Origin of the sequence: Microbulbifer okhotskensis (assembly GCF_023895975.1) — a bacterium.
GTDB lineage: Bacteria > Pseudomonadota > Gammaproteobacteria > Pseudomonadales > Cellvibrionaceae > Microbulbifer > Microbulbifer okhotskensis.
In genome coordinates this window covers 20,100-32,359 of the sequence record NZ_JALBWM010000006.1, presented here as the reverse complement: position 1 = coordinate 32,359, position 12,260 = coordinate 20,100, and the positions used below count along the sequence as shown (strand labels likewise).

The following is a 12,260-nucleotide window of genomic DNA, read 5'->3' as shown; positions in this document are numbered from 1 at the left end:
AGCTTTCCAAAAAACAAGTTTTAAAACAATGGCGCTTGGAGTCTGTTTCTATCACCTTCGGGTTTTTTTGTAGCAGTACCCGGTACTCGATTGTTTCCAGGCGAAACGATAGTGTGAGTATACCCGCCAATTTTATGGAGTCTGTTGACTTGAGCGACCTCAGCACCTAAAAGTGAATTGGATATATAAGAACCAAACTGGAGCTTGAGGGTGACCTTTTTGCGGTACACCTCATTTTGACCAGCAGTTCCAAGATCAATTTGAGCCCACAGGTCTCGCTTTAAGTTCCTTACAAAGTTGAGGAAAACGAGATGTTGACCCATATATTTGGCCTTATGCTACAGCCTCGTAGGCAGTGGCAGCTTATTGGCGGACTCTCTGAAAAAAACCTGCACAGGCAACTGCCCTATGTCATTGTTTTGGCATTGCTGCCGGCAGTTGCATGGTTCTTTGGTACGACGCAGGTTGGTTGGTCTATCGGCAGCGGGGATCCGGTAAGAATCACTGGCCAAAGCGCGCTAGAATTAGTGGCTGTGTTCTATTTCACAATGGTTTTGGCTGTCGCCACTATTGGCTATTGTATTCACTGGATGGCGAAGACCTATGGAGCAAAAACACACCCTATGAAGGGGATTGTTATTGCAGGATTTACTGCGACTCCTATTTTTATTGCGGGAGTGGCTGGAGTCTACCCTGTTTTGTGGCTGGATATTCTTCTTGCAACAGTCGCTGTGGCCTATGCCGTCTACTTGCTTTATTTGGGTATTCCTATTGTTATGGGGGTGTCAGAAGAGCGTGGCTTCCTTTTTGCTAGTGCAATTATTACTGTGTCGATGGTTATGGCAGTTCTGATCATGGTTGCTACAGTTTTATTCTGGAGTTATGTATCCGCACCTGTCTTCTACTCCTCCTGAGGGCCTTACAATTATTTCGAATATGAATTAAAGGAATTGATGCAGTTTAGCTTGGTCTTTTTGTAGTAGTGCAGTAATCATTTTGGGAAGGGTGCGATTAGCTGAATTCACGTCAAGTGAATTCATGCTTTCCTTTAACTAAAGCTGATAGCATTTTCTAAATTAATTGTAAAACTGCGATGCGTAAAGTAAACGATAGGCTCTCTGAGTTTCTCGATGAATTCAACCACTTAATGAAAGGTAAATTTTCAGAAGGGTTTGAGTTCAATGTGATTAATGTTCGAGAAACATCTGCAAACCTGATTAGTAAGTATGTGACAGATACCCCCGAGATTGCATCGATACGTGATGGCGTGGTGTATGCGTCTGGATATGATATTCCAATCAGGGTTTTTATTCCTTATCCAGATGAGGTGCTGCCCGTTCTCGTGTATTTCCACGGTGGTGGTCATGTTGCGGGCAGTGTTGCATCTTTTGATTCTATTTGTCGGAAGATTTCTAGAGCAACTAAACATATTGTTGTCGCACCTGAATATCGACTGGCGCCTGAAAGCCGGTATCCATGCGGAGTAACAGATTGTTATGCAGTCGTCACTGGTGTGTGGACTGCATTAGACCGGATGGGCCAATACTATCAACCTAGTTTGTCGGTAGCGGGAGATTCTGCGGGTGGTGCACTGGCTGCAACCATGTCACATTTGGCGCAATTTGATTATAGCGTCAAGATAAAGAAGCAAGTTTTGATTTACCCCGTTCTGGATTACACCATGCGTTTGAAGTCTCATCAGGAGAATGCTGCGGGTTATTTCCTTGAAACCAGGAAGTCAGTTTGGTATCTCGGGCAGTACTTTAGAGAGGGGCAGTGTAGACGAGAGGCATCTCCTCTTTTTATGGATTTCACTGCAGGATTGCCGGAAACACTGGTATTCACAGTAGAATTTTGCCCTCATCGAGATGCCGGGGATATTTATTTCCGCAAGGTCGAAGAGGTGGGGGTTAGATCTGAAAATATTCACTTTACAGATATGATCCACCCATTTCTTAATTTCGAAGAATTGGTGAAAGGAGAGTGTTCAAAAGTATATTCTCGTATGAATTCTTTCTTGAATGATTAGTTGAGGATGGATTCTTCGGAGATGGAATATTGATAGGTTACTTCGTAGCCATTCTTGAGTTCCAACGTCTCTTCTTTATAATTTGATTGGTTGATCATAATTTCTGCAATCGATTTTATTGTTTGTTTTGGCTCAGTATCAATGCAATGTATGCTCATGGCATTTATGGCCTGCTCTGAACTGATAACGTTGTATTCAATAATTTGAAGGATCAACTGATTGCCCCTCATATGAAGTTTAAATCCAGGCCCGTCAACAAACGTTAACCGATATTTCACTGCTCCCCATGGTCCGCCACATTTTATGGCCAGGTATTCGCTTTGCGCACTTTTCACATAACTGGGGTCGCTAGTTATGTTAAATGAGTTCCAGGTTAAGCGTTGTTCTGAGTGCAGGTATAATCCATCTGTGGTTTTTATTTCAATAAATAGTTTCTCTTCTGCTAATGCGGCAGTGTTGAGTGTGAAAAAATAAAATAGCAAGAAGCTGTATTTTTTCATTTCACGGTTTGCCAATTGGATTGACCTTGAATGGTTGGCAGCTTATTAGTTACTGGCATTTAAATCACTTTTGGAAATATATTCTGTGTTAATAATAGTGTCTTGAAGCAGGGGTGTGGGTTGGATAATATCATTCTGGGCTTTAACCCATTAACTCGGGGTTTAATTGGTACATTAGTACCTATTTAGGCCTGTTTGAAGGCGCTATTTACAATAATTCGTATAAAGGAATGGCTATGAAAAACTTTACGAGCATAGGAGTGGTTTTATTTTTGTTGTTGTCTCTTGGCTGCTCTGGAGGTGGGGAGGATAAACCCAAGACTATGCTGGATACTGCTGACTTCCAGAAGCAGCTGTTGAGAAAATTGATATCCTCAAAGCCAGGAGATGTTATTGATATTCCTGAGGGAGTATTCAGTATAAATCGCAGTCTATCCCTGAATGTTAACGGTGTAACCATTCGTGGGGCTGGAATGGATAAGACAATCCTCTCCTTCAAAGAGCAGATTCAGGGGGCTGAAGGGATTTTGGTTAGTGCTAGTGATTTCACCATTGAAAATCTGGCAATTGAAGATACGGTTGGTGATGCCCTGAAAGTGAATGGGGGTGAAAATATTATCATACGCAATGTGCGGGTAGAGTGGACCAATGGTCCCGCCACTAGCAATGGGGCCTATGGGGTTTATCCGGTTCAAACTCGGAATACTTTAATTGAAGGCGTCGTGGCTATTGGCGCTTCAGATGCCGGCATCTATGTTGGCCAGTCCCGGAACGTCATTGTTAGAGGTAGTCGTGCTGAATCTAATGTTGCTGGTATTGAAGTGGAGAATACTATTGGTGCAGATGTCTACGGCAACGTGGCGATTAATAATACTGGGGGGATCCTAGTGTTTAATATGCCAAATCTCCCCCAACCTGGACACAGTACCCGTATATTTGAGAATAAAATATTTAACAATAATACGGATAACTTTGGCCACGAAGGGACTCCGGTGGCAGCAGTCCCAGCAGGTTCTGGAATAGTGATAAATTCTAATGACCGGGTAGAAATATTTAAAAATGAAATAGCGGAGAATAATACCGCAAACATTGTTATCAGTAGCTATTTTACTGCGGGTTACTACGGGGATAAATCTACGCAGGCAGATTTCGATCCCTATCCGGAAAGTATTTATATTTACGATAATAATTTTTCCGGAGGTGGAGCCTCCCCTGATCATCTGAAACTAAAAGCTTTGAAGTTAGCTAAGTTTGGTTTGTTTGGACGTCTCCCTGATATTCTTTGGGATGGCGTGATCAATCAGGAAAAATTGGTTGATGGTGAGTTGCCGGAAGAATTTAAATTGTGTATTGATAATGGTTCAGCCGGTATCCTCAATGTGGATTTTCTCAACGGCTACAGAAATATATCAACAGATCTATCTTTTCATAGGTGTAGTTTGAAAAAGCTATCTAAAGTGGTTCTGGATTTTGATAATACACAGAGTAAGGCGGATCACCTGGCAGCGCTAGAGGGGCCCGATGAAAAATAGTAGTTATGACCTGATGAGATTGCTTTTTGGTTGGTTAAGGATTGTATGTATTGCAGGGCTAATAGGTTGTGATGGCTCGCGATCTTCGGTTCATTTATTTTCTGAAGAGAACGTACCGAAAAAACTAAGTGATTGGCAATTGCTAGAGTTGCAAAAAGGTGCTCTCTCCCCCAGTGATCGGGTAGTTCCATATGACTTAAATACTGGTTTGTTTACCGATTATGCCCATAAGCTAAGAACAATTTGGTTGCCTGAGGGAACCCCTGCAATCTATGCAGAGGACCAGTTTGATTACCCGGTGGGTACAATCTTAAGTAAGACCTTTTATTACCCGAAAAATAGGAGTGGAGCGGTTCTTCGTACAGATGACTTTTCCAAGGATTATATTAAGGGTTATTTTGGCAGGGTCTTAAGTCTGGACCGAATACGCCTGGTAGAGACTCGTCTTTTGGTCAAACGTAAAACCGGTTGGCAGGCCTTGCCTTACGTGTGGAATAAAGAGCAAACAGAGGCAACTCTGGAGATTGCCGGTGATGCCAAAAAATTTAAACTGGTTGGGCATGATGGACAGCGGCAAGCGCTGACCTATGTAGTCCCTGATGCTAATCAATGTGCCGGATGCCATGCAGATAATTTTACTGAGAAAGCAATTTCTCCTCTTGGACCAAGAGCTCGGCACCTAAATAAGGACTATCCATATTTGACGGGAGTTGAAAATCAATTGTTATATTGGCAGAAATCTGGCTACTTGCGCGGTGTCCCTCAACTCGATAGCTTGCCGAAAAATGCCAGTATTTACGATGAGGCTGTATCCCTTGATGATCGGGCTAGAGCCTATCTGGACATTAATTGTGGGCATTGCCACAACCCCAAAGGAGCTGCCGATACCTCGGGTTTGATGCTTCATGGAGGTGAACTTGATTGGCGCAAACTGGGGCTATGCAAACCCCCTATAGCTGCCGGTGCAGGTAGTGGGGGGCGTTTATTTGCGATAGTCCCGGGTGACCCTGAAAATTCAATTTTGAATTTCCGCGTCGAATCTACAGCTCCAGAGGCTATGATGCCGGAGTTGGGCAGGAGCATTGTGCATGTAGAAGGCGTCGAATTACTAAAGCAATGGGTAAGCTCGCTACCGGGGAGCTGCACTTGAGGAGTTCTGCGCGAGGAGTTTATTGTATTACTATTATAGTGTTTGGGGAGGGTGAGTATGGAGGGGACAACTCCATACCCTTTCCTGGAGACGGGTACTGAGAATAAAGTCAGCCGTATGCGGCAGTTTCGGCCACCGTGGTTGCAGCTGGAATCAATCCGTTTACCATCAGAGTAACCGTGCGCTCAAGTAATGGCGATTCAATGGAAACTGCGCCACTCAGGATTTCATATTCGAGATTTAATATAGTTCCATGAGCAATTTGCGCAGCAGCTTCAGAGTCAGAAAGCCCTAACAGCTGGAAAAACTCTCTGATCATGGACTCTCTGGCGTGATTTGCCATACGTACTGCACGAGTTAGTTGCTCATTACGCAGTGCTTCATTGCGAAATGCCAGCTCAACCAATCTGCGGTCCCGGTCCTCAGCTTGAGTGCGGACATGAGTCAAGATAAAACGAGTTAGCTGTTGAATCAGTAATTTACGGCTGCTATGGGAAGCGCGTTCCTGAGCCGACAAATTACGTGCGGCACTAAAGCTCTCTTCCTGAAGTTGGCGGGTATTTTCGAGACCCTGCTCGACAAAATAAGTAAATGAGTCGCTGATGAGATCACTCAGATCCTTGAAGTAGTAAGTTGTAGCTGCAAGAGGCACGCTTGCTTCCCGGGCTACGGCGCGGTGTCTAATTCCGCGAATACCTTCTCTAACGATCAATCTCAGGGTGGCCTCTAGAATCGCCTTACGCCGCAGGCGGCTGTCTGCGCGTTGGGCCCGGCGGCCGTGGTAGACCAATTCAGACTTTCCGGTGTCTACAGTCATAGCGTTATCCCTGTCTTAGTGCGTTGGCGCCGATAGCAAGGTAGAGCAGATCGGCCGTGCCATTCTAGCCAAACAAAATTAAAAAAAGGGAATAATGCTATTACATTCGATTACACGACTATTGCACCAATGCAACGCAATCGATGTCAAAAATGAGGGCGTATTTGGGAGATATCATGTTACTGAAAAAAAAGGAGATGAAAAATCGGCTAAAACCCGTTTAGTGAGGGGGTTCACGCTTTGTGTAGAAATGATTAATTGAACTCGGCAATTGAACAGCCTGTTGAATTGCCATCCGATCGCCGAGTTATGTTGGTTATTGCAGAGCTGGGATTGAAGGATTAAGAAATTTTTCCGGTGACTCGCACGCGCTTTGAGCCTGGGATAATTTTAACACGTTGGCTTTTGCGCCTTTCCATTTCTATGTCGATGGCATTTTTGCCCGCGATCAATAAACCGGCAACGAGAAATGCACCGGGAGGGAGCACCGCAACGAGCACGCCAGGGTAGTCGCCGCCAAATACCGATATTCCCCAGTCACTAGCCATAGGCCCAAGCAGCAAATCCATATCTGAAAATAGCGTTCCCTGTCCGAGAACTTCTCGCACTGCGCCGATCACAATCAATACTGCCGTAAACCCCACCCCCATCATAAATCCATCGGCGAGCGATGGCAGAATTGGATTTTTACTGGCGAAAGCGTCAGCACGACCGAGAATGGCACAATTGGTCACGATAAGAGGAATAAAGATACCCAGCACTAAATAGAGTTCGTAGGTATAGGCTTTCATCAATAATTCGACGCAGGTGACAAAGGTCGCGATAATCATAACAGAGGCCGGTAGCCTTACCGTATCTGGCATTTGTCGTCGAAGCAGTGATACAGCGAGGTTGGAACAGGCCATAACCCCTGTGGTCGCAAGGCCCAAGCCGATTCCATTGACCACAGAGCCGGTGACTGCCAGCAGGGGACACAGTCCCAATAATTGTACGAGAGCAGGGTTGTTTTTCCACAAACCATTTTGGGCGATTTCTGTGTAACCGGGTACCGCCATCAATTTTGCTCCGTGTCCATTGTTGGTTTTTTCTCTGGGGCGTGCTCGGTGCTTTCTACTTCCACAGCCCGCTTGGAGACTGGCACATTAAATATTTGCTGGTGATGCTTTGCGATAAATTCCAGGACCTGATGAATTTCGTTAACGACGGCACGCGGAGTGATGGTTGCGCCGGTAAATTCGTCGAACACTCCGCCATCCTTCTGAACTTTCCACTCGGCGGATGGAGGGTTTTGAAGTGACAGGCCATCAAATTGAAGTATCCAATCGCTTTTTTTCAAATCAACTTTGTCACCTAGGCCAGGGGTTTCGCTGTGACTTGTCACCCTGACTCCAGCGATTGTGCCATCGCGATTGACGCCCACCAGCATTTTTATTGGGCCTGAATATCCATCGGGTGTCACGGCGGGGATGATCACAGCAGTAATACGCCCATTTTCCTCCCGCGCCAGATTGATATCGCCACCCTGATTGAGCCCCAGTTGGCTCCAGTAGGTTTTAGGGACTGGATAGGTATCTACCAGTATGTCGTTGCTGTGGCGTTCCAGGGGAATAATTTCCAGGAGGGCTTTTGCTGAGGCCTGTCGGATAGCTCGCTCAATAGGCTCTTTGGTGGTGATCTGGGTGACCGCCAGGGTTCCGGCGGTCACAAGGGCGAATAAAGTCAGCACTGCCGCATTGGTGGCTATTGACTGCTTTAACATCAGTGCTCCTCTAAGTCAGTGGCGCGCCGTGGCCGCTTGTGCCCGTAAGTACGTGGAAGCGTGTAATTATCAATGGTGGGCGTGGCAAAATTCATTAACAGTACGGCAAAGGCCAGCGCATCTGGATAGGTGCCCCAGGCGCGGATCACATAGGTCAGTAGTCCAACACCGGCACCAAAAATCAAACGCCCGCGGTTACTGGTGGCGCCGCTCACCGGGTCTGTAATGATGAAAAAGGCTCCAAACATGGTGGCGCCAGAGAATAAATGCAGCAGTGGCGAGCCCTCGGACAGAGAGCTGCCACTATCATAAAAAAACAGAGAGGTCAGTGTCAGCGTGGCCAGCATGGCAGCGGGTGCATGCCAGCTAATAATGCCGCGAAACAATAAGAACAAGCCTCCCAGAAGGAATCCAAAGCTGACAGTTTCCCAGCCAACTCCAGCGAATGTGCCTTTGTTGAGCACAGGTTCCACCTCGTATAGCTGGGATAAAAGTACTGACTCGTTGAGGCGCACTATCTCTAGTGGTGTTGCGCGGGTGAAACCGTCAACATTGTAACTACCCACTATCAGAGAGAAGGCCTCTTCGACACTGGGAGCGCCTCCAATTACCTCTGCTGCGCCGACCCAGCGGGTCATATCCACTGGGAAGCTGATCAGCAGAACAACATAGCCCACCATGGCGGGGTTGAAGGGGTTGTAGCCCATACCCCCGTAAAGGTGTTTGGCTAACAGGATGGCGACCGCCGTTCCGGCGACGGGCAGCCACCAGGCACAGTAGGGCGGCAGGGCGATGCCAAGTAGCAGGGCAGTTACAAAAGCACTGCAGTCTCTCAGGTAAAAAGCGGCAGGCCTGCCGCGCAACCTCATCACTGCCGCTTCGCACAAGAGGGCGGTAATTGTGCACAGGGCGATATTAATTAGTACACCAATACCAAAATAAATTACCAGCGCCAGTACGCCCGGGGCGGTGGCGGCTGCGACCTGAAGCATGACTTTGGTTGTGTCATTGCCGGAGCGGGCGTGTGGGGAGCTGGCGCGCATCAGAGACATTATTGCTCTCCATCCTGTACGGCTTGTAGTTCGTGCATTTTGTCTTCCAGTTTTTTCTGTAACTTCTCGAGGGCAGTTTCGAAAGCGCCCAGATTAGCATCGCCCTCATCGCGAGCTTTTTTCAGTCGTGCCTGGGCTTTATTAGCGCGCTTGCGCAGGGCTTCGACATCTGCGGCGAGTTTGTCCGTATCGCTCATCTGCGCCCGTGCTCCCGCTGTAGCTCGTGCCCGGATAATGGCCCTTTCAGCGGCACTGGTTTCTTCCTTGTTGGGTCCCCGAGTGGTATCGCGGTCTGCACGCCGCTCGGCCAAGGTCAATTTGTGCTGTGCATCCTGAAGCTTTACTTCCGCAGCTTTGAGTTGCGCTGCGAGCGAGTCGCGCTGGATTTCGGCAGCAGCTTCCAGTTTGTTGCGCAATCGTTCGACACGGCTCTCGGCACTGGACCGGGCCCGCTGGGCACGGGCAAGCAACTGCTTGGGATCTTCCTGGCGGGATTTGACTCTGGCCAGGGCTGCGGCGACCACATCCGTATTCTGCTGGCTCGCCTTTGCCTGGGATGATTCTGGGTTTTGCTCCCGTTGCTGGCGTGCCTGCTCGGCCGCCTTGCGCCGTGATTCCCGCTTTGCTTCTTTTTCTTTCTCTGCTTTTTCGAGTCGCAGTTTACGGAACTCAAATCGATCGCGGGCGCGGTCGGACTTCTCCTTCTCCGCCTCGGCAATACGAATAGCGCCCTTGGCTGCGCGGTAGTACTGCACCAGTGGAATGGTGCTGGGGCATACATAGGAGCAGGCGCCGCATTCAATGCAGTCAAACAGATTGTAGGCCTGTAACTTGTCGCGTTCATCGGCGCGGGCATACCAGTAAAGTTGCTGGGGTAATAGGGAGGCAGGGCAGGCTTCGGCGCAGAAACCGCAGCGAATGCAAGCCTGGGCTACGGGTGCCGGCGGCAACTCCTCTCGGGAGGGTACAAGCAAGCAGTTGGTGGTTTTGACAATCGGTGCGCGCTGATCATCAATGGTATACCCCATCATGGGTCCGCCGATGATGACCTTTTGCATCAGGCCGCGATGGATGCCGTGATAACTCAGAATATGTTGTATTGGGGTGCCGATAGGGACTTCGATATTACGTTGTTGCGCTAGAGCTTTGCCGACGACGGTGGTGACCCGACTGATCAGCGGCTCCCCGAAGCGAATGGCACGATAAACTGCACGGGCGGTACCCACATTCTGGCAGACAATCCCCACATTTGCGGGCAACCCTTTATTGGGCACTTCCCGGTCGGTCAGGATTTGAATTAATTGCTTTTCACCGCCAGAAGGATACTTGGTGGGAAATACCACGATATCGAAGCGGGTACCTTTCACCGCGCGGCGCATGGCACGGATGGCTTTGGGTTTGTTGTCCTCTATACCGATCAGTACCCGTTCGGGTTGATCGAGAATATAGGCGAGGATCTCCACACCGGCGATAATTTCATCGGCGCGTTCGCGCATCAGCATATCGTCGGCAGTGATATAGGGTTCGCACTCGGTCCCATTAATAATGAGCGTATCAATTTCGGCGCCGCCGTGAGGATCCAGTTTGACGGCGGTGGGAAACCCGGCGCCCCCCATACCGGCGATGCCGCAATCACGGATTTTTTCCAGTAGGTCAACTGGTGACCGCTGGGTGTGGTCCTCGCAGGGGGTTAGCGCGCACCAGGAGTCTTCCCCGTCGGTACGAATCACAATGCAATCTTCCAGCAGTCCCGAAGGGTGGGGTACAGCACAGGGCTCTATGGCGATTACTTTGCCAGAGCTGGGTGCATGTACTGGGCAGCTGATCAAGCCATCCGCCTCGGCAATTTTTTGTCCCTTTAATACCTGCTCGCCCAGCTTGACTACGGGCAGAGCCGTTGCGCCTGTGTGCTGGAGCAGGGGGACAATCAGATCCTCGGCCAGGGGGATGACGCCAATTGGCTCCTCGGTACTCTGGTGTTTGTTTTCTGGGGGGTGTACACCGCCGGGAAAGTCATTGGGACGCAGTTCGCGCGCTTTCTCGCTGGCGATCAACTGGGCTTCACGGTTCGCACGCCTCTCCTTTACAGACTCAAGAGAACGCACTTTTCTTTCTTCGGTGTTTTCGGGGTTCAAACTACACCTCCCCTTATATCGGCTTGGACATCGCGGCGGTCGCTGGCAATCAGTGTTGAGCCGTCATTGGGCTTGTGCGGATGCCAGCCCTGTAGTGATGTATCTATGGGCACCATATCGATACAGTCCACGGGGCAGGGTTCGACACAGAGGTCACAGCCCGTACACTCATCGGTGATCACGGTATGCATATATTTTGCTGCGCCGGCAATGGCATCTACCGGACAGGCTTGGATACATTTGGTGCAACCGATGCACTCAGCTTCGCGGATATATGCCACCTTCTTGATATCTTCCACGCCGTGTTCAGCGTCCAGTGGCATAGGTTCAATATCCAGAAGGTTGGCCAACTCATTGATAGTGGCCTGACCACCGGGGGGACATTTGTTGATGGTGTCGCCGTGCACAATTGCTTCTGCGTAAGGGCGACAACCGGGGTAACCACACTGGCCGCACTGGGTTTGAGGCAGTAGCGCGTCAACCTGCTCCACCAACGGGTCGCCTTCCACACGAAAGCGCACGGCTGCAAAACCCAGCAGCGCGCCAAACAGCAATGCCATGCCGCCAAGCACCAAAAGGGGGGTGGAAACTTCGGAAATCCAGTCCAGCATTACACCACCCTATACTAGGCCGCCAAAGCCCATAAACGCCAATGACATCAGGCCGGCGGTGACCATACCGATTGCCGCTCCGCGAAAAGGCAGGGGAACGTCGGCGGCGAATAAGCGTTCGCGCATGGAAGAAAAAAGAATCAATACCAGAGAAAAACCCACGGCAGCACCAAATCCATAAAGGGTGGACTGTATAAAAGTATGCGCCTTCATCGTATTTTGCAGGGCGACACCCAAAACTGCGCAGTTAGTAGTAATCAAGGGCAGAAAGACGCCTAGAACCTTGTACATCAGCGGACTTGTCTTTTCGATAAACATCCGCGCGAACTGCACGACGACGGCGATCACCAATATAAAAGAGATAGTACGGAGATACTCGATGCCAAACGGCTCCAGCAAGTAGGTGTTGACCAAGTAGGAGCAAATAGAGGCAAGAGTGAGCACAAAGGTAGTAGCGCCGGCCATACCCACAGCCGTCTCCAGTTTATTGGAGACGCCCATAAATGGGCACAGGCCGAGAAACTGCACTAACACATAGTTGTTGACCAAGATGGTGCTGAGCAGAATGACGGCAAATTCGGTCATAACAGGTCCGGTTGAAGCCCTTGAACAAAGTGGCGCGAACAGTGGCAATGGCGCCTGCGGAGTAAAACTCTCCTTGTGCACACCGACGTA

12 protein-coding genes are annotated in these 12,260 nt (G+C 49.1%); 4 read left to right on the top strand and 8 right to left on the bottom strand.

Annotation, left to right across the window (positions count from 1 at the left end):
- Positions 1-311: 311 nt before the first annotated feature.
- Together MO867_RS02560 and MO867_RS02555 are read left to right on the top strand one after the other, a co-directional pair.
- Complete coding sequence (locus tag MO867_RS02560) at positions 312-914, top strand: Yip1 family protein (RefSeq protein ID WP_252464380.1); 603 nt, start codon at positions 312-314, stop codon at positions 912-914.
- Positions 915-1,093: 179 nt separating this feature from the next.
- Positions 1,094-2,029 (top strand): alpha/beta hydrolase, encoded by a 936-nt coding sequence (locus MO867_RS02555; protein ID WP_252464379.1) that lies wholly within the window; start codon positions 1,094-1,096, stop codon positions 2,027-2,029.
- Here the strand turns inward: MO867_RS02555 and MO867_RS02550 are convergent.
- The gene (locus MO867_RS02550; protein ID WP_252464378.1) at positions 2,026-2,544 is read right to left on the bottom strand and encodes a hypothetical protein; all 519 of its coding nucleotides are present in this window, start codon (positions 2,542-2,544) and stop codon (positions 2,026-2,028) included. The two genes, MO867_RS02555 and MO867_RS02550, sit on opposite strands and share 4 nt — an antisense overlap.
- Before the next feature lie 221 nt (positions 2,545-2,765).
- On the opposite strand from MO867_RS02550, the gene MO867_RS02545 reads away from it, so the two are divergent.
- Positions 2,766-4,061, top strand: coding sequence for a parallel beta-helix domain-containing protein (locus tag MO867_RS02545; RefSeq protein WP_252464377.1), 1,296 nt, complete (start codon positions 2,766-2,768; stop codon positions 4,059-4,061).
- A complete protein-coding gene (locus MO867_RS02540) occupies positions 4,051-5,211 on the top strand; it encodes an SO2930 family diheme c-type cytochrome (protein WP_252464376.1) in 1,161 nt (386 codons plus the stop codon). Before MO867_RS02545 ends, MO867_RS02540 begins: the two co-directional genes overlap by 11 nt.
- Before the next feature lie 109 nt (positions 5,212-5,320).
- Here the strand turns inward: MO867_RS02540 and MO867_RS02535 are convergent, their stop codons facing one another.
- The 7 genes from MO867_RS02535 to rsxA all read right to left on the bottom strand — a co-directional run bounded on the left by MO867_RS02535 (position 5,321) and on the right by rsxA (position 12,170).
- Positions 5,321-6,028, bottom strand: a complete 708-nt coding sequence (locus MO867_RS02535) for a TetR/AcrR family transcriptional regulator (protein ID WP_252464375.1) — start codon at positions 6,026-6,028, stop codon at positions 5,321-5,323.
- A gap of 341 nt (positions 6,029-6,369) precedes the next feature.
- The gene (locus tag MO867_RS02530) at positions 6,370-7,083 is read right to left on the bottom strand and encodes an electron transport complex subunit E (protein ID WP_252464374.1); all 714 of its coding nucleotides are present in this window, start codon (positions 7,081-7,083) and stop codon (positions 6,370-6,372) included.
- Positions 7,083-7,787 (bottom strand): electron transport complex subunit RsxG, encoded by a 705-nt coding sequence (gene rsxG / locus MO867_RS02525; protein ID WP_252464373.1) that lies wholly within the window; start codon positions 7,785-7,787, stop codon positions 7,083-7,085. Before rsxG ends, MO867_RS02530 begins: the two co-directional genes overlap by 1 nt.
- On the bottom strand, positions 7,787-8,839 hold the full coding sequence (locus MO867_RS02520) for an RnfABCDGE type electron transport complex subunit D (RefSeq protein ID WP_252464372.1): 1,053 nt from the start codon (positions 8,837-8,839) through the stop codon (positions 7,787-7,789). The genes rsxG and MO867_RS02520 overlap by 1 nt, the downstream gene beginning before the upstream one ends.
- Positions 8,839-10,866, bottom strand: coding sequence for an electron transport complex subunit RsxC (gene rsxC, locus MO867_RS02515; RefSeq protein ID WP_252464429.1), 2,028 nt, complete (start codon positions 10,864-10,866; stop codon positions 8,839-8,841). Before rsxC ends, MO867_RS02520 begins: the two co-directional genes overlap by 1 nt.
- Before the next feature lie 104 nt (positions 10,867-10,970).
- Positions 10,971-11,585, bottom strand: coding sequence for an electron transport complex subunit RsxB (gene rsxB, locus MO867_RS02510; RefSeq protein ID WP_252464371.1), 615 nt, complete (start codon positions 11,583-11,585; stop codon positions 10,971-10,973).
- Positions 11,586-11,594: 9 nt separating this feature from the next.
- Positions 11,595-12,170: an electron transport complex subunit RsxA gene (gene rsxA / locus MO867_RS02505; RefSeq protein WP_252464370.1), complete on the bottom strand. Its 576-nt coding sequence runs from the start codon at positions 12,168-12,170 to the stop codon at positions 11,595-11,597.
- Between the last annotated feature and the right edge of the window lie 90 nt (positions 12,171-12,260).